The organism is Phytoactinopolyspora endophytica (assembly GCF_004138495.1).
Taxonomy (GTDB): domain Bacteria; phylum Actinomycetota; class Actinomycetes; order Jiangellales; family Jiangellaceae; genus Phytoactinopolyspora; species Phytoactinopolyspora endophytica.
On sequence record NZ_ML142861.1, the window covers coordinates 153,302 to 170,689 of the forward strand.

At 68.2% G+C, this 17,388-nt stretch carries 19 protein-coding genes and 1 pseudogene; 8 read left to right on the forward strand and 12 right to left on the reverse strand.

Annotated features, from left to right (window positions below):
• A pseudogene (locus tag ELR45_RS42875) lies at positions 1 to 63 on the forward strand (DsrE family protein); the annotation flags it as partial.
• 72 nt (positions 64 to 135) lie between these two features.
• Here the strand turns inward: ELR45_RS42875 and ELR45_RS22960 are convergent.
• Positions 136 to 1,182, reverse strand: a complete 1,047-nt coding sequence (locus ELR45_RS22960; RefSeq protein ID WP_129668415.1) for an aldo/keto reductase — start codon at positions 1,180 to 1,182, stop codon at positions 136 to 138.
• Between the two features lie 87 nt (positions 1,183 to 1,269).
• On the opposite strand from ELR45_RS22960, the gene ELR45_RS22965 reads away from it, so the two are divergent.
• A complete protein-coding gene (locus ELR45_RS22965) occupies positions 1,270 to 1,887 on the forward strand; it encodes a TetR/AcrR family transcriptional regulator (RefSeq protein WP_129668479.1) in 618 nt (205 codons plus the stop codon).
• 266 nt (positions 1,888 to 2,153) lie between these two features.
• Here ELR45_RS22965 and ELR45_RS22970 read toward each other — a convergent pair whose 3' ends face one another.
• The 6 genes from ELR45_RS22970 to ELR45_RS22995 form a co-directional block, all read right to left on the reverse strand.
• Complete coding sequence (locus ELR45_RS22970; RefSeq protein WP_129668416.1) at positions 2,154 to 2,453, reverse strand: DUF1416 domain-containing protein; 300 nt, start codon at positions 2,451 to 2,453, stop codon at positions 2,154 to 2,156.
• A gap of 4 nt (positions 2,454 to 2,457) precedes the next feature.
• Positions 2,458 to 3,306 (reverse strand): sulfurtransferase, encoded by an 849-nt coding sequence (locus ELR45_RS22975; protein WP_129668417.1) that lies wholly within the window; start codon positions 3,304 to 3,306, stop codon positions 2,458 to 2,460.
• The gene (locus tag ELR45_RS22980) at positions 3,303 to 3,740 is read right to left on the reverse strand and encodes a DUF4395 domain-containing protein (protein WP_129668418.1); all 438 of its coding nucleotides are present in this window, start codon (positions 3,738 to 3,740) and stop codon (positions 3,303 to 3,305) included. The genes ELR45_RS22975 and ELR45_RS22980 overlap by 4 nt, the downstream gene beginning before the upstream one ends.
• 258 nt (positions 3,741 to 3,998) lie before the next feature.
• Positions 3,999 to 4,415, reverse strand: coding sequence for a TlpA family protein disulfide reductase (locus tag ELR45_RS22985; RefSeq protein ID WP_129668419.1), 417 nt, complete (start codon positions 4,413 to 4,415; stop codon positions 3,999 to 4,001).
• 68 nt (positions 4,416 to 4,483) lie between these two features.
• Positions 4,484 to 5,383, reverse strand: a complete 900-nt coding sequence (locus ELR45_RS22990) for a hypothetical protein (protein WP_129668420.1) — start codon at positions 5,381 to 5,383, stop codon at positions 4,484 to 4,486.
• Between the two features lie 123 nt (positions 5,384 to 5,506).
• Entirely contained in the window at positions 5,507 to 5,767 is a 261-nt protein-coding gene (locus tag ELR45_RS22995; protein WP_129668421.1) for a MoaD/ThiS family protein, read from the reverse strand.
• 159 nt (positions 5,768 to 5,926) lie between these two features.
• Here ELR45_RS22995 and ELR45_RS23000 point away from each other — a divergent pair, with 159 nt between their 5' ends.
• The 4 genes from ELR45_RS23000 (at position 5,927) to ELR45_RS23015 (ending at position 10,911) form a co-directional block, all read left to right on the forward strand.
• Positions 5,927 to 6,724: a winged helix-turn-helix domain-containing protein gene (locus ELR45_RS23000; RefSeq protein WP_129668422.1), complete on the forward strand. Its 798-nt coding sequence runs from the start codon at positions 5,927 to 5,929 to the stop codon at positions 6,722 to 6,724.
• A gap of 60 nt (positions 6,725 to 6,784) precedes the next feature.
• The gene (mshD, locus tag ELR45_RS23005; protein WP_129668423.1) at positions 6,785 to 7,729 is read left to right on the forward strand and encodes a mycothiol synthase; all 945 of its coding nucleotides are present in this window, start codon (positions 6,785 to 6,787) and stop codon (positions 7,727 to 7,729) included.
• 75 nt (positions 7,730 to 7,804) lie between these two features.
• Entirely contained in the window at positions 7,805 to 9,883 is a 2,079-nt protein-coding gene (locus ELR45_RS23010) for an RNA degradosome polyphosphate kinase (protein ID WP_129668424.1), read from the forward strand.
• 14 nt (positions 9,884 to 9,897) lie between these two features.
• Positions 9,898 to 10,911, forward strand: coding sequence for a CYTH domain-containing protein (locus ELR45_RS23015; RefSeq protein ID WP_165368031.1), 1,014 nt, complete (start codon positions 9,898 to 9,900; stop codon positions 10,909 to 10,911).
• On the opposite strand, the gene ELR45_RS23020 is transcribed toward ELR45_RS23015, so the two are convergent.
• From ELR45_RS23020 to ELR45_RS23040, 5 genes are all read right to left on the reverse strand, one after another.
• Positions 10,898 to 11,515, reverse strand: coding sequence for a DUF47 domain-containing protein (locus tag ELR45_RS23020; protein WP_129668480.1), 618 nt, complete (start codon positions 11,513 to 11,515; stop codon positions 10,898 to 10,900). The genes ELR45_RS23015 and ELR45_RS23020 overlap by 14 nt on opposite strands.
• A 163-nt stretch (positions 11,516 to 11,678) precedes the next feature.
• The gene (locus ELR45_RS23025; protein ID WP_129668426.1) at positions 11,679 to 12,731 is read right to left on the reverse strand and encodes an NAD-dependent epimerase/dehydratase family protein; all 1,053 of its coding nucleotides are present in this window, start codon (positions 12,729 to 12,731) and stop codon (positions 11,679 to 11,681) included.
• A gap of 26 nt (positions 12,732 to 12,757) precedes the next feature.
• Positions 12,758 to 14,146: a hypothetical protein gene (locus ELR45_RS23030; protein WP_129668427.1), complete on the reverse strand. Its 1,389-nt coding sequence runs from the start codon at positions 14,144 to 14,146 to the stop codon at positions 12,758 to 12,760.
• Positions 14,143 to 15,372 carry a sensor histidine kinase gene (locus ELR45_RS23035; protein WP_129668428.1) on the reverse strand — a complete coding sequence of 410 codons (1,230 nt, stop codon included), beginning with the start codon at positions 15,370 to 15,372 and terminating at the stop codon, positions 14,143 to 14,145. Before ELR45_RS23035 ends, ELR45_RS23030 begins: the two co-directional genes overlap by 4 nt.
• Positions 15,369 to 16,064, reverse strand: coding sequence for a response regulator transcription factor (locus ELR45_RS23040; RefSeq protein WP_165368032.1), 696 nt, complete (start codon positions 16,062 to 16,064; stop codon positions 15,369 to 15,371). Before ELR45_RS23040 ends, ELR45_RS23035 begins: the two co-directional genes overlap by 4 nt.
• A 147-nt stretch (positions 16,065 to 16,211) precedes the next feature.
• On the opposite strand from ELR45_RS23040, the gene ELR45_RS23045 reads away from it, so the two are divergent.
• Together ELR45_RS23045 and ELR45_RS23050 are read left to right on the forward strand one after the other, a co-directional pair.
• The gene (locus ELR45_RS23045) at positions 16,212 to 16,883 is read left to right on the forward strand and encodes a TIGR04282 family arsenosugar biosynthesis glycosyltransferase (protein ID WP_205857088.1); all 672 of its coding nucleotides are present in this window, start codon (positions 16,212 to 16,214) and stop codon (positions 16,881 to 16,883) included.
• An 8-nt stretch (positions 16,884 to 16,891) separates the two neighbouring features.
• Positions 16,892 to 17,388, forward strand: a 497-nt coding sequence (locus tag ELR45_RS23050) for a glycosyltransferase family 2 protein (protein ID WP_420813937.1), incomplete at its 3' end; no start/stop codon positions are given.

The window sequence follows — 17,388 nt, forward strand, 5'->3', positions numbered from 1 at the left end:
GCGGGCTCGGCTACGTTCGTCGAAGAGATCCTCGCCGACGGAGTGCAGGCGCTGGTGTACTGACACGGCGCAGCCGGTGTGCCGGCCCGATACTCCCCCGGACGCGGTTCCGCATCACAGCTCGCGGGGATCCGGTCAGACGGCCGTCGGGGCGATGGGCGGGTTCACGCGGGCAAAGCCTTCCTGACGGTAGTAGGGGAAATACGGGTACGGGGCCGTCCTGGCGCTCGCCGCGTCGAGCCTTGCGACCTGGTCATCGGTGAGGGACCAGCCTGCCGCCCCGAGGTTCTGGCGGAGCTGCTGCTCGTTCCGGGCACCGATGATCACCGATGAGACCGTCGGGCGCCGCAGCAACCAGTTGATGGCGACCTGCGCAACGGCCTTGCCTGTCTCCGTCGCCACGTCGTCCAACACATCGACCACATCGAAGAGGTATTCGTCGTCCACCGGTGGCCCGAAGTCCGCCGTCTCATGCAGCCTGCTGCCGGACGGAATCGGCTGGCCACGACGGACCTTGCCGGTGAGCCGTCCCCAGCCGAGTGGGCTCCAGACGATCGCGCCGACGCCTTGGTCCGCCCCCAGCGGCATGAGCTCCCACTCGTAGTCGCGGCCGACCAGCGAGTAGTACACCTGATGCGCGGCATAGCGCGCGTAGCCGTGCCGATCGGCGACAGCGAGCGACTTCATCAGCTGCCAGCCGGAGAAGTTCGAGACGCCGACGTAGCGGACCTTTCCGGCTCGCACAAGATCATCGAGCGTCGCCACAACCTCCTCCACGGGCGTACCGGCGTCGAACGCGTGTAGCTGGAACAGGTCGATGTACTCGGTGCCGAGCCGTCGCAGCGCGTTCTCGCAAGCCGTGATCAGCCGCGACCGCGACGATCCCGCGTCCTGAGGACCGTCGCCCATCGGCAGGGTCGTCTTGGTGGACAGGATTACCTGGTCTCGACGACCTCGGATCGCTTCCCCGAGCACTTCCTCCGACGCGCCGTCCGAGTAGACGTCAGCCGTATCGAACATCGTGACCCCGGCTTCCAGGCATATGTCCACCAGCCTGCGCGCCTCTGTCGCATCCGTGTTGCCCCACGCTCCGAAGAGCGGTCCACTGCCGGCGAACGTCCCCGCCCCGAAACTCAACGCGGGCACCTTGAGTCCCGACTCACCTAGTCTTCGGTATTCCATCAGCATTCTCCTAACGGGCTTGAAGTTCCGTTAAGGTGGACTGTAGCAGCAGTAGACGCTTAACGGAACTGGAGACCCGTTTTGAACATGGAGGTGAGTCCCGGACATGTACGACCCGGCGGCCGCACGGCGCGCGTACGTGAGGCAGTTCTGGCGGCGGCCGGGGATGCACTGGCGGAGCAGGGCTTCGACCATCTCGATCTCGCCGACATCGCGCGACGGGCGCAGGTCGGCAAGACGACGGTCTACCGTCGTTGGGGCAGCATCACCAACCTGGTCGCAGACCTCTTGGCGGACATGGCCGAGCAGTCGCTGCCGCGCACGGAGACCGGGTCGCTGCTGGGCGACCTGCAGGCCAACGCCCGCCTGGTGCAGCGCACACTGAGCGACCAACGCCAGGGGCGGCTGTTCACCGCGGTGATCGCCGCGGCCACCTGCGATCCGCGCACGGCAGAGGCGCTGCGCCACTTCTACGAGACTCGCATCGACGAGTGGGCGCCCTGCGTGCAAGCGGCGATCGAACGTGGCGAGCTACCCGCGGACACCGACTGCCGTGAGGTCATCCGCGCCGTGTCCGCCCCGCTCTACTACCGGCTCCTGACCGTCGGACACGCTCCGGACGAAGCCGATGCGGACCAGGCCGCCGAGGCAGCCATCGCGGCCGCACGCGCCGGCGCTTACGTGAAATCGTGGCAGCAGTCGTGATGGTCTGGCCGCTCAGAGCGGTCCAGAATCCCACAACTAACTACACGGCCCAGCAGAGCGGCTGCGAGTCACACAACCGCCACCACGAGACCGTGCAGGACAGCGAAGGCCCCACGACGTTCAGCACACCTATGCCGTGCTGAACGTCGTGGGGCCCACAGCCGCTCACGCTCCGGATGACCGGAGAAACAGTCCCAGCTCACGCGCCGCGAGGTCGCCTCGGCGCAAGCCGTGCGGCGCCTGGCGGCTCCGCTGAAGGGACGGGGTCAGGCGACGGTGACGTCGACGGTGTTGACCGCGCCCTTCGTCGCCACGACCGAGCGGTCGACTGTCTCGGCGCCCGGCGCAAGCGTCCGAACCGTCCACTGCCCCGGGGCAGCGAAGAACCGGAACTGGCCGGTCGTGCTCGTCGGTACCTCGGCCGTGAACTCACCCGTGGAGTCGAGCAGCCGCACGTACGCGCCCGAGAGCGGCGCGTCGTCACGCGATACCACTCCCTGGATCACGGTCTCCTTCGCCAGGTCGACGCCGTCCAACGACGCGCCGCCGGTAGTCGCTCCGCACATGTGCTCAGGCCTCCCCTGGCTCGTCGCCGACCGCGACCGGCACGCCGACCAGCGAGCCGTACTCGGTCCACGAGCCGTCGTAGTTCTTCACGTTCTCCACACCGAGGATCTCCCGCAGCACGAACCAGGTGTGCGACGAGCGCTCACCGATGCGGCAGTAGGCGATGGTGTCCTTGTCGAGCTCGACACCCTGGTCGGCGTACAGCTCACGCAGCTCGTCGTCGGAGCGGAACGTGCCGTCGTCGTTGGCCGCCTTGCTCCACGGGATGTTCGCGGCGGTCGGGATGTGTCCCGGCACCTGCGACACCTCCTGAGGCAAGTGAGCCGGGGCGAGCAGCCGGCCGGCGTACTCGTCTGGGGAACGGACGTCGACGAGGTTCTGCGCGCCGATCGCGTTGACCACTTCGTCGCGGAAGGCGCGGATGGAGTTGTCCGCCTCCTGCGCCGTGTACTGGGTCGGGGTGCGCTCCGGCACGTCCTCGGCCAGGTCACGGGCGTCGAGCTCCCACTTCTTGCGCCCCCCGTCGAGCAGCCGGACGTCGGCGTGCTTGAAGAGCTTGAACTGCCAATACGCGTAGGCGGCGAACCAGTTGTTGTTGCCGCCGTAGAGGATTACGGTGTCGTCGCTGGAGATGCCGAGGCGCGAGAGCAACGCCTCGAACTGCTCCTTGTTGACCAGGTCGCGGCGGACGGGGTCCTTCAGATCCTGGTTCCAGTTGACCTTGACGGCACCACGGATGTGGTTCTTGTCGTAGGCGGTGGTGTCTTCATCGACCTCGACGAGGACCACTTTGGGGTCATCGAGATGCTGTTCGACCCAATCGGCCGAGACGAGCGCGGACTCGCGGCTCATGGAGTGACCTCCGGTGTGTTGTTGGAGCGGGCGGAAACGATGCGGCGGTAAGCCAGATAAACCTCGCAGCCGAGACAGAAGCCGAATGCAGCGTTGAGGAACGCCGCAGCCAGCGCCGCGCCGACTGCGACATACGCGATGGCCGTCACGCCGGACAGATAGCCGGCGAGACCGATGACACTGAATCCCAGACCGACCGCTTGGGCGAACCGGGGCGGCATGGGATCTTCGAGCTCAGCGGGCGGCTTCAGACGAGGCCTGACCAGCTTGATGTAGAGGTATCCGTACGGCGACCGGGACGGGCCACGGAGCACCGCCACGGCGAAGACGACTGCCTGCAACGCCAGCAGCCAGGCACTGCCCGTGATGAGAACGGCCGCCAAGACGACGGTGGTGACCACCGCGGCAAGCCGGGGACCTCGTGGGTCGATCATGGTGGGGAGCTCCTGACGCGGACGAGTGGGGCAAAGGCGCACACGTGGGGGAACAGGCGCTAAGGCGCCGCGCTATGCGGCACGACGACAGCGGTTCCCGTCAGGACATTCGACAGAGCATGGTAGCGACGCGCCGGTAATCGATGGCGCGTCTGCGAGTCAGCTCTGTGCGGAACACGTTTACGAGACTAAGTCCGATCGGCTCCGTCGTCACGCCTCGTATCAAATATTGAGACCATTGTCTCAACTCGCGGGCTGTCAAAGTGCGTTCAAGGCTGCGTGCACGTCCGCCGACCGAGGCACACCACTCGCCCGGCCGACCACCCGGCCCGAGCCGTCGACGACGAGCGTGGTCGGCGTGCGGGATATCCCCAGCCGACGGACCAGATCGAGCCGGGACTCGGCGTCGACCTCGATATGCTCCACGCCGTCGGCCGTCCCGGCGACGTTCGCCAAGACCCCACGAGTAGCCCGGCACGGCTGGCAGAACGCTGACGAGAACTGGACGAGCGTGGCGCGGGCGCCGAGAACCTGTCCGAGCTCGTCACTGTCGACCACCAGCTCGTCCGAGGTCGCCTCCGGCATCGCTCGCACCTTTCCATCCCGCTGGCGCCGCCACAGCCCGAACGCTGCGGCCAGCGCCAAGACGATGACAACGACGAGAAGACCGATCACACCCTGGACAACATCTCCACCGTGCCCGGTTGTTCCGCGCCGGCCAAACCAGCGTGCCGGACGGGCATTCAGCTGACGAGCAGCTGCCCGAGAACGTATGCCGCCGGGGCGGCGGCGACGAACGGCGCGGCGATACGCAGTGGCACCAACGACTCCTGCCCGACCCGCGGCTCGGTTCCCACTCGCGCTTCGGTTCCGGATTCCGTATCGACCGGCGACTCCACGTCCTGGGCGAGCCCGGCCGAGGTATCGCCCGCCTCCACCGACGATGTCCGGTTGACCATGGGGACCAGCACAGATTCGCGCACCGGACTGGCGTCCCCGGCCAGCCTGTCCTCAATGGCAAAGGCTACGGCGGCCATGACCCCGGCGAAGGCCGACAGCACCACAGCGCTCACCGCGGGCACAGCCTCGTCGATGCTCTCCACCGCGACCACGAGCACTGCCGCCGACGTGCTGGCGAGCAGGACGCCGAGGACGCGGCGGATCGCACGGGAAATCGGCAGCGCCTCGGCCAACCCGACGGCGCCGACCCCGAGCAGCGCCAGACCCACGACGTGCACACCTTCCGGCGTCGCTCGCAAGGATAGCCACATCACCGGCAGCACGCTCAGCACGCAGGCAGCGACCACCAGGCTCAACGCGGCGTTGAGCCTGGCCCGACCGTCGCGCCGCAGCAGCTGGATGACGAATGCGGCCAGCATGGCAGGGCCCAGAACGGCCGCGACCGGTGTCAGATCAGAGGTGTCGTCATACAGCACCCACGCCAGTACGCCGATCCCGACGGCCAGCCCCAACCACGCCGCCGGACGCGCCGACGCCACGCCGGAAGAACGGATGGCTCCCAGCGCGAAAACCACCTGAACAATCGCGATCCCCCCGGCCAAGAGCAGCGCGTCAGACGCCGACGCCAACGCCAGCACGCCCGCCAGGGCAGCGGCGGCTAACGAGAACGGGGAGGAAGGCACTCGTCAATACTTACAGACCCGCGCCGCAGACTTCCGCCGGTTAGACAACAACTCGGCAACAGTCCGGTCACTCCAGCGGACCAGGGGTGACGCAGGCCACACACCGATACCCGACCGAGAACATCAACCGCCTGCGTAGGGCGGTAGCAGCTCAATGACCGAGCCGTCACGCAACGCGACCTGTGACGGGTCGGCCTTGCCGGCCGGAGTCTCGTCGACGACGATCGCACAGATGCCGAGGACCGTCGCGAATCGCGAACTCGCCCCATGCGCGGCGCGGGCCGCACGCAACGCGTCGTCGAGCGTCGCGGCATCGAATGTCTCCTCACTCACGCCCGCGGCGGCTCGGAGGGCAGCCCAGTAGCGCAGGGTCACTTTGGGCATGTCGCCACCCGCTGTGTGAACAGCATCAGACCAATGTACTCATCCCTGGTTTCCTGAAGTTCACCGCTGTCCGCTACTCTTAACGCCAAGTTGGGCCTGGGCGATGATGCTCCCGGGCCCTTTCGCGTTTGTAGGGATGGCGGCGAAGGAGATCTCGACATGGCAACCATCGTCCTGCTCACCCCGGTACATCAGCCACCCGAAGAGGTACTTCCAGCGTTGGGACTACTTCTCCACGATGTCCGGGTCATGCCAGCTGAAGGCTCCGCGCTCGTCGACGCCCCTACCGGGGACGTCGTTATGGTCGACGCGCGGCGCGACCTGTCCCAGGCGCGAAGCCTCACCCGACTTCTCCACACCACCGGTGTGGACGCACCGCTGCTCGCCATCGTCACCGAGGGCGGCCTGGCCGCCGTGACCGCCGAGTGGGGCGTCGACGACGTGCTGCTCGACACGGCGGGCCCGGCCGAGGTAGAGGCCAGGCTCCGGCTCGCCCAGGGCAAGCTCGCCGCCACCACCAGCGACGAACCGCACGAGATCCGCTCCGGCGACCTGCTGATCGATGAAGCCACCTACACGGCACGGGTCGGCCGCCGCACGCTTGAGCTCACGTACAAGGAATTCGAGCTACTCAAGTTCCTTGCCCAGCACCAGGGCCGGGTGTTCACCCGAGCGCAGCTGCTACAAGAGGTGTGGGGGTACGACTACTTCGGAGGCACCCGTACGGTCGACGTCCACGTCAGGCGGCTACGAGCCAAGCTGGGCGCCGAGCACGAGGCCCTAATCGGCACCGTGCGCAACGTGGGATACCGGTTCGTCCCGCCGCAGCAGCGCGGCTCCCGGCAGGCGGGGGCGGCACCGGCGCCGGTCGACCTCCCGGATGACACCCATTCACAGGACTTCCGCGTCCCTGCCGATTCTCCGTCCTCGCTCGACGCTATCCGTATCGACGTCTAGAGGTCGCACAGAAGGCGCCCCGAGTGTCGTCGCCGGCTCCGTGTCGGCGATGATTCCGGGGTGGAGATCTCTCACGCGACGGCTCTGACCAGCGCCCAGTCGGAACAGCTGCATGTGCTCGCGGAGCGTGCTCGCCGCGCCGACGGGTCAGATCCGTTCTCCGATGACCTCTGGCGCCGAGCCGTCTCAGGCGAGACCGATGTCGCGGTGGCGCTGACCGCGGACTCCGGGGAGCTGCGTGGCGTCGCCTTCGCCGCTCCCCAAGGGGTTCGGCGGGCTGCGGAGCTGCTGGTCGACCCCGAGTATCGCGCCCAGGGTCACGGCGCTGCACTGCTGGCCACGCTGCTGGACTCCGTCGACGGCGAGTTGTGGGTATGGGCGCACGGGGATCACCCGGCCGCACGCATTCTCGCTGCCCGGACCGGGTTGGACCGGGCCAGGGAGCTGTTCCAGCTACGCCGGCCGGCCGGGGCGCCGGTGCCGCGGACGCAGCCACCGCCGGGCGTCACGGTCCGCAGCTTCGTTCCAGGGCAGGATGAGCAGGCCTGGGTGGACGTCAATGCCGCCGCCTTCTCCTGGCATCCCGAGCAGGGCGCCCAGACCGTGGACGACCTCCTGACGGCCGAAGGCGAGCCGTGGTTCGACCCGGACGGGTTCTTCCTCGCGACCGGCCCGGACGGCGAGCTGCTCGGTTTCCACTGGACCAAGATCCACCAGCTCGATGACGAGGACCAGGGTCCGGCGGCCATCGGCGAGGTATACGTGCTCGGCGTCGCACCATACGCCCAAGGCGACCGGCTATGGACGCATCTCGGCGTACCGAAGCCCTCATCCGCCCACGGCCTCGGCACCCATCTCACCGCCGTCGGCCTGGACTACCTGGCCGCGCAGCCAGGCGTCGAACAGATCATGCTCTACGTCGAGGGGGACAACCCGGCAGCTCTCAAGGTCTACGAGCGGCTGGGCTTCACCCGCCACACCATCGACGTCGCCTACCGCCGTTGACCGACTCGCTCGTCGCCGCTCATCCGGCAACTTTCATCTACCCGCAGTTCACATCGGCGTGACACCATTGGGTGTATGGCTGGCGAACAGACGACTCCTGAGGAAAGATACCTCGATCGAGAGCTGTCCTGGCTGGCGTTCAATACGCGGGTCCTCGAGCTGGCCGAGGATCCAGATCTGCCACTGCTCGAGCGGACGCGGTTCCTCTCAATCTTCTCCAGCAACCTCGACGAGTTCTACATGGTCCGGGTCGCCGGCCTGAAGCGCCGCATAGCCGCCGGAGTCGCCGTCCCGGCGGCCAGCGGGCGACTTCCACGAGATGTTCTGGAACAGACGCTCGAACGCTCGCAAGAGCTGATGACCCGCCAGACCCAGTGCTTCCGTAACGAGGTGCTGCCGGCGCTGCACAAGGAGGACATCGAGCTGGTCCGGTGGGACGACCTCGACGATTCCGAGCATCTACAGCTACGCACGCTGTTCCGGGAACGGATCTTCCCCGTCCTCACCCCGCTGGCCGTGGACCCCGCCCACCCGTTTCCCTATATCTCCGGGCTGTCGCTCAACCTCGCCGTGATGGTACGCAATCCGCGCAACGGCACCGAGCACTTCGCACGGGTGAAGGTGCCGCCGAACTTCGCACGCTTCCTGCCGGTGGCCGAACAGCGCTTCGTCCCGCTCGAGGACATCATCGCCGCCCATCTGTCGCTGTTGTTCCCCGGCATGGAGGTCCAGCAGCACCACACCTTCCGGGTCACGCGCAATGAGGATGTCGAGGTCGAAGAGGACGATGCCGAGAATCTGCTGACGGCGATGGAGCGCGAGCTGATGCGCCGCCGGTTCGGGCCCGCCGTCCGGCTCGAGGTGGAAGAGACGGTCGACCCGCACGTGCTGGACCTCCTCCAGCGCGAGCTCGGAGTCAGCCACACCGAGACGTTCTCGCTACCCGGCCCGTTGGATCTCACCGGTCTGAGCGGCATCGCCGACCTGGACCGTGCCGAACTGAAGTACCGCCCGTTCCTCCCGGCCACCCACCGCGACCTGCCCGACGTGGAGTCCGCGGCTCCGGCCGACATGTTCGCCGCGATCTCCAAGGGTGACGTGCTCGTCCACCACCCGTACGACTCGTTCTCGACGAGCGTGCAGCGGTTCATCGAGCAGGCCGCCGCCGATCCGCGAGTGCTGGCCATCAAGCAGACCCTGTACCGCACCAGCGGCGACTCCCCGATCATCGACGCGCTGGTCGACGCCGCCGAGGCCGGCAAGCAGGTACTCGCCCTGGTCGAGATCAAGGCCCGGTTCGACGAGCAGGCCAACATCACCTGGGCCCGCAAGCTCGAACAAGCCGGCGTACACGTCGTCTACGGCTTGGTGGGGCTGAAGACGCACTGCAAGCTCTGCCTCGTCGTCCGGGACGAGAGCACCGGCATCCAGCGTTACACGCACATCGGTACCGGCAACTACCATCCGAAGACCGCCCGTCTCTACGAAGACCTCGGCCTGCTCACCGCCGATGCCAACGTGGCCGAAGACGTCAACCTGCTGTTCAACACCCTGTCCGGCTACTCCATCGAATCGGACTACCAGCGGCTCCTGGTCGCGCCGCACGCACTGCGCTCCGGGATCACCGAACGGATCGAGCGAGAGGTCGAGCATCACGCCGCCGGGCGACCAGCCCGGATCCGGCTCAAGCTGAACTCTCTGGTCGACGAGGCCACCATCGATGCGCTCTACGCGGCGTCCCAGGCAGGTGTCCCGGTCGACGTCTGGATCAGGGGCATCTGCAGCCTGAAGGCCGGGGTTCCCGGGCTCTCGGAGAACATCCGCGCCGTCAGCATCCTCGGCCGTTTCCTGGAGCACTCCCGGATCCTGGGCTTCGAGAACGGCGGGCAACCGGAGTATTGGATCGGCTCCGCGGATCTCATGCATCGCAACCTCGACCGGCGCGTCGAAGCCCTCGTCCAGCTGAGCCGACCAGAACACCTCCGTGAGCTCGAAGCCATGTTCGAGTTCGCCTTCGACCCGTGTACGTCCCGGTGGCAGCTGCAGCCGGACGGCGACTGGGAACGTCTGCACCTCGACACCGAGGGCGAGCCGCTGGCCGACATGCAACATGAGCTGATCGACCGCAAACGACGTCGAAAGACCACCACGTGAACTGCGCGGAGCCGGTGACTCAGCCTCCCGTCGAGCACCAGGCTGAACAGAAGTTCCGCGTTCATGGGCTTTTCCGCGTACCCGACCTGCACAACGTCGAAGGTGTCGGCAGCGTGGACGATCTCGGCTCGGTGGAGCTGGAGTCCGCGTACTTCGACACCGACGACCTCAGGCTCACCCGCGAGGGTGTCACGCTCCGGCGGCGTACCGGCGACGACGAGGGTTGGCACCTCAAACTGCCGGCCGACCTTTCGACACCGGATGTCCGCGACGAGGTCAGGCTCCCGCTCACCACCGGCGAGGACGCTGCTCCAGATGAGCTGGCCCAGATCGTGCGCGTCATCGTCCGCGGATCGGCGGTCACTCGTGTGTCGACGTTGCGGACGTATCGCCGGCGGCTGCGGCTCCATGACGCCGCGGGTGGGGCGATCGCGGACCTGGTGGACGACACAGTGCACGTCGTCGGTGAGGACGGCACCGTGACGGCGCGGTTCCGCGAGCTGGAACTCGAAGAGCGTGCCGGCGGCGACGCACTCGCCGTGGTGGCAGCCGCGTTGAACAGCGCCGGCGCGGTCGGCGGAGAGTTCGTCGCCAAGGTGGTGCGGGCGCTCGGCCCCGCCGCCACGAGCCCACCGGAGATCCACGTGCCACGGTCGCTCTGGCACCACGACGCGACGGGTCCCGGCGACCCCTCGCGGCTCGCCCTTCTTGTTCACGCGATGCGCTCAGCGGACCTGACGTATCGCTTGGACAGCGAGGCGGCGTCGGATGCGTTAGGTCGGCTGGCCGACACCGCGGACCAGCTTCTCGACAGAATCTCCGAGCCACAGGAGTTCATCCCTGCGGACCAGGTGAAGGCCCTGCAGGCCGAACTCAGCTGGCTCACCGGGGAATTGAAGGCGACCGCGGAACCCGCCGGCGCCCCCACGCGTGCTCCGCGCGCGCTCGACTCTCAACGGTATCTCGCCCTGCATGAGGCCCTTGTCTCGGCCGTCGGCGCGGAACACCGCTGGCTCACGACTGTTTGAGAGCTATCTGCTCCACGATGTTGGCGACCCGCTCGAAGCCGTCCACAGCGGACTCCAGGGTCTCGATGACGTCCTTCAGCTTGTGCACCGTGAGTGCGTCGTACTCACCGGAGAAGATCCGTGCGAGAAGCCGGCGGTAGGTCTGGTCGGCCTCGTTCTCCAGGCGGTTGATCTCGATCCAGTACTTGGTCAAGTCGTTCGCCACCCGCAGCCGGGGCATCGCCTCCGCTGTCAGGTCCGCCGCGCGATCCAGCACATCGATCATGGCTGCGACGCCGGTGGGGAGCTCTCGGATGCGATACAGCACCATGAGGTCCAATGCCGCCTCGACATCGTCGAGCACGTCGTCCAACGCACCGGCCAGCCGGTAGATGTCGTCACGGTGGAACGGCGGCTTGAGGCCTGAGTTCACCCGGCGGACGATGTCGTGCGTGTGCTCGTCGCCGGTGTGTTCGATGTCCTTCAACGTGGGGACGAGAGCCGACCGGTCGGCATCCGGTACCAGCGCCTCCGACAACACTCGCACCCCGTCGCGCAGATTCTGCGCGGACGCTGTGAAGAGGTCGTAGAAGATGCTGTCACCCGGTGAGAGGCGCATGCGCAATCGCACGAGTTTCTCCCTCACTGTGCGGTCACCTGGATAAAGAAGCAGCTGGGTATCAGGCTGCCACAAACTGCCGGACTTCGTCGTCCCTCACAGCAGTCCGGGCGAGCAAGCCGTAGGCCCTCTCGCCCGTTGGTCGCATGCTAGAGGTTCGAGGTGAACACTAGCGCAGCGGTTCGTGCGCGAAGGCCGCCATTCCCTCGGTGAAGCCGACCTGCGCACGAAAACCGAGCACGTCGGCGGCAAGTTCCGGTGAAGCGATCACGTGACGGACATCACCCAGCCGAAACTCGCCCGTAACCTCCGCAGCGGCCACGTGCGCCCGGGCTCCGTGTGGCCGCGCGGCTCCGTCTCCGAGCGCTTGTGCCATGTCCAGGATGCTGTGCGGCTGCCCGCTGGCGACGTTGCACGCGCCCTGCCACTCCGCTTCGAGGGCGAGGACGTTGGCCCGAGCCACGTCGTGCACGTGCACGAAGTCGCGCATCTGGCGGCCGTCCTCGAAGACCCGCGGAGCCCGGCCTGCCTCATACGCGCTGCGGAAGATGCTGGCCACACCGGCGTAGGGGGTGTCGCGAGGCATCCGCGGCCCGTAGACGTTGTGATAGCGCAGAGCGCAGACCGTGCTTCCGGTCTCCCGGCCGTAGACGGACGCGAGATGCTCCGTGTGCAGCTTCGTCGCCGCGTAGACGTTGCGGGGGTCCAGTGGGGCGTCCTCCCGGACCGCGGCCCACGCGAGCTCCCGCCCACAACGCCCGCATTTGGGCTCGAACCTGCCCGCTCGCAGGTCCTCGGCGCGTCTCGGCTCGGCGCGGACGTCGCCGTGCTCCGCACACTGGTAGCGGCCCTCCCCGTAGACCACCATCGACGACGCGACGACGAGCCGGCCCTCGAAGGACCGGCGCCACAGGGCCCTCAGGAGGGCGGCCGTCCCGGCGTCGTTGTCGCGGACGTAAGCGGTGACGTCGTCGAAGTCGATCCCGAGGCCCACCCGGGCGGCCTGGTGGCAGACAGCGTCCACGCCGTCAACCGCCGCCGCCACTGCGCGCTCGTCCGACAGGTCGGCGACGCGTAGGTCAACGGTGGACGGCAGGTACGCGGGGACCTCGTCGTGCGCCGCCAGCGAGTCGAAGACCACCACGTCAGCACCCCGCTCGACCAGCTGCTCCACCACGTGGCTGCCGATGAACCCGGCCCCACCCGTCACCAATACCCGCATGCTCCCTCTTTCCCTTCCCGGCGGATTCACCATGGCACCTTCAGCGCCGCCACCAGCAGCACGGTGGTCGCCAGCTGCAACGTCAACCATCCCCGCACCGCACCCCCTACCGCGGCCAGTGCACACCCCGCCGCGAGCACGAGGGGCATGAAGGGCTGCCAGATCCGCTCGGTCTCCCCGGACGACATGCCGGAGAGGTCCGCCAGGAGGACGACCGCGAGACCGGAGCCGACGACGAGCCACACCCGGCGGTCCCGCAGCCGGGCCAGCGCGACGGCGATGGCCGGACCAAGCGCCAGCGCGAACACACCCAGGTTCGCCAGGACGAAGTACCCGTAGCCGCGTGCGCTCGCCACCCCCGCGTAGTACCGCTCACGGGTCACCTGCAGACCTTCCAACCACCAGTAGCCCCATGCCAGCGGCGCCAGCACCACGAGGGCCGCCACGGCACCGCCTCCGAGCACCGCCCACCACGGCTCAAGCGCCGCCCGGGGCTTCGAACCGCAGGCCGGCCCGTTCCTGCTCCGAAGTACCGCTACCACCAGGACCGGCACCACGAGCAGCGCGACACCGAAGGTGAGCATCAGCGCCGCACCGAACGACAGCCCGCCGGCCAGCGTCAGCGCCACCCACCGCCGACGGTTTCTCGCCGGGTTCGTCGCCAGAATCAGGCAGGCCACACCGGACAGCGCCGCCCCGCCGAAGATGATGTCGGCGTTCGTGTGCCACACGGCGGCCGGCGCGACCACCAGGAACGGCGCCGCCCGTCGTGCCCACCGCTCCCCGGCGACATCGCGCAGCACCGCCAGTACGGCCACTATCGCCGCCGCGGCTCCCAGCATCGCGACAGCGTTCGCGAACCACGGACCGGACAGCCCGACCTGAGCCGCCGCCCAGAACAGCAGCACCAGGCCCGGCGGGTGTCCCTGCAGGTGCACCGGATAGGCCGGCTGACGTTCGGTGTAATCCCTCAGGAACGCGCCGGGACCCTGCTCTTCGACGAAGCCCGCTTGCCGCGCGTACGAGTCGTCGATGTTCGTCCACACGTCGGGATGCGCCTGCGCCACGGCGAGCGAGAGGCTGAGCAGCACGCCACCGGCGGCCACAACGGTCAGCACCGCATGCCACGTCCAGCGACACGAAGCCCACGGAAGGACGGCGACGACCAGCGCGCCGACGACGGCCGGCAGCAGCAACCACCAGCCGGCCTCCCACGCCCACCGCCCGAACAACGGGATCGCCCGGAGCTTGAGGTTCTCGTCCCGGGTCGCGACGACGTGCAACCCCCACAACCGCACCCCGACGAGCAGGACCACCCAAGCGGCAAGCGCAAGGACGGTTCGCCGGCCCGGGAGACTCCTGGCCCGTGCAGCCCGTACCACCGTGGCCGGGGCGTGCGAACGCGAAGCGGTCACGGACCAGCACCCTGGGGAAGGTGGATCGTGAACTCGCAACCGCCGGCATGGTTCGCGACGGACACCGTTCCGGCATGTGCCTCCACCAGGCCGCGGGCGATCGCCAGTCCAAGGCCACCGCCACCATCACCGCGGCCGCGAGCGTTGTCGCCTCGGAAGGCGACGTCGAACACGCGCGGCAGGTCGGGCTCGGGAATTCCGCCGCACTCGTCTAAGACCCGGAGCACGGCGGCGCCCTCGACGCTCGCGGCCTCCACCACGACCTTTCCACCAGCGGGCGTGTGCCGGATGGCGTTGTCGAGGAGGTTGTCCAGGGCCCGGCAGAACTCACGCGCGGAGACCTCGACATCCGGAAGGCGGCTCAGCCGCTCGACCAGCTCGACCCCTTCGACCTCGGCGTGGGCGCTGGCACCGGCGAGCGCATCCGCGACCGCGTCGGCCAGCCCGACCCTCTCATCACCCAGGCGCATGACGCCGCTGTTGATCCGAGAGAGCTCGAAGAGGTCGTCGACCAGGCCGGTGAGCCGTTCGGCGTCGTTTCGGATCTGGCGGTGGTAGCGGGCGACGGCCGCGTAGTCCTCGACCACGTCGTCGTCGAGCGCCTCCGCCATGGCACGGATGGTCGCCAGCGGCGCTCGCAGGTCATGCGAGACCCAGGCGATCAGCTCCCGCCGCGACGCGTCCAGGGCGCGCTCGCGCCGTTGCGATTCCTCCAACCGCCGGGACACGCTCGCCAGTTCACCCGCCAGCGCCGACAACTCGCCCGGTCCGGTCACGTCCGGAACGCGTCCCGTGGCCAGAGCTCCGTCGGTGTCCACCATCGACCTGGCGAAGTCGCCCACCTGACGGGCGCCGGAGTCGATGTCGTCGCCGAGCTGGACCGCCGCCCCGATCGCCACCGCGGCGGCCACCACAAGGACGATGAACAGTGCGGTGAGGTCGTGCGTGGAGATGAACATGGCGATCGCGGCCGCCACCACACCGGCCACGGTGACCAGCACAGACGCCAGCGCAACGACCAGTACCTGAGCACGGATCGGCCGGCCGCGGAAGCGGCGCGCCATCATCGCGCCCACCACGCTGGCGGCCACGGAACCGAGCAGCGCGTAGCCCAGCAAGATCGCTGTCTCATCGACGGGAACGCCGTTGAACAGGGCTGCGGCGCCCGCTGTCACCAAGGCGACCAGCAGGATCGCCGCGATGGTCGGCCAGCGTTGCCTCGTCATGCCTCGAACCTGTATCCCACGCCGCGCACGGTGAGCAGGTACTTCGGCTCGGACGGGTCCTCCTCGATCTTCTCGCGCAGCCGCCGCACGTGGACCGTGACGGTGGAGACGTCGCCGAAACGCCATCCCCACACCTCCTCCAGCAGTTCTTCTCTCCGGAACGCCCGCCCCGGGTTGGCCAGGAAGTGCACCAGCAGGTCGAACTCCTTCGCCGTCAGCTGGACTTCGGCTCCATGACGGCGAGCCTGATGACCGACGACGTCGATCTCGACACCGCCGCCGGAGAGCGTCCGGACCGACGTGGCAGAAACTCCGCCCGCAGACCTACGCAGTACCGCGCGGACTCTGGCGGCCAGCTCGCGCGGTGAGAACGGCTTGGTGACATAGTCGTCGGCACCGATCTCCAGCCCGGCGATACGGTCGCTCTCCTCCCCCAGCGCGGTCAGCATCACAATCGGGATCGGCGCGACCTGGCGCAGCCGTCGGCAGACCTCCAAGCCGTCCATACCCGGCAGCATGAGGTCGAGGACCACCAGATCCGGCAGCGTGGCCAGCGCCTGTTTCAGGCCGTCGATGCCGTCCGTGGCGAACGACACCTCGAAGCCGTCCCGGCGTAGGTAGCGCCCGACGACATCGGCCAGCGCGGGATCGTCGTCGACGACCAGCACGCGCGAGCCGGCCTCAGTGCTCATCTGAGCGGCCGAGGACGCTGGGATGTCGTGCTCGGGACTTTCATGGACACAACGATGACTGATCCGAGCGCGCGCCGTCGCCTCCAGCGGAAAGACTTTCGCGCTTCGTAATGATTGACCAGGGCTTTTCGTGACTACTCTCACGGCATGCCGATCATGTCAGGGGAGCACGTGCTGGTGCTGGCCAAGGCGCCGGCGCCCGGGCGATCGAAGACCAGGCTCAGCCCTGTGTTCGGCCCCGTCCAGGCCGCCGCCATCGCCGAGGCCGCGCTCGCCGACACCCTGGATGCGGTCGCACGGTGCAACGTCGAGCGGAAGATCATTGCGTTGGATGGGGAGCCAGGACTGTGGCTGCCGCCCGGTTTCGACGTCGTCCCGCAGGTCTCCGGCACGCTCAACGAACGGCTCGCCGCGGCCTGGGCCTACGCGGACGGGCCCGGTCTGCAGATCGGCATGGACACCCCTCAGGTCACCCCGGAGCTCCTGGAACGCTCGCTCGCCGCCGTCGACGGCCATGGCGCTGACGCCGCCCTCGGCCTGGCGAAGGACGGCGGATGGTGGGCGATCGCGCTCCGCGGCCCCCATCCGGAGGCGTTCCGTGACGTGCCGATGAGCCGGCCGGACACCGGGCGGCGTCAACACGCCCGGCTTCGCTCGCTCGGTCTCGACGTCGCTCTCCTCCCCATGCTGCAGGACCTCGACGACGCAGACGACGCGCGGGCCGTCACGGAGCTCATCCCCGGATCCCGTACAGCGTCCGCGGTACGAGATGCCTACTCATCGCTCCGAGCGTCGTCCACCACCACTGGAATGAGCTGACCGTGGTGATCGACGTGGTGCTGCCAGTGCTCAACGAGCGCGAGGCGATCCCCTGGGTGCTCGAACGGATGCCGCCCGGCTACCGGCCGATCGTGGTCGACAACGGCTCGGACGACGGCTCCGCGGAGGTTGCCACGGCAGCGGGCGCGCGCGCCGTCGCCGAGCCACGGCGCGGGTTTGGAGCGGCCTGCTATGCCGGTCTGACCGCCGCGACAGCACCGGTCGTGTGTTTCATGGATTGCGACGCGTCGCTGGATCCGGGTGAGCTGCCCCGGCTCGTGGAACCGGTGCTGAACGAGACCGTCGACTTGGTGCTGGGAGCGCGGCGCCCTGACGACGGCGCGCTTGGGGTACACAACCGGCTGGCCAACCGCTATCTGGCGCGCCAGGTTCGACGCTGCTGCGGTGCGCGGATCAGCGACATCGGCCCGATGCGGGTGGCTCGCCGTGAGCCGCTGCTGGCGCTCGGCATCACCGACCGGAGGTCGGGCTGGCCACTGGAGAT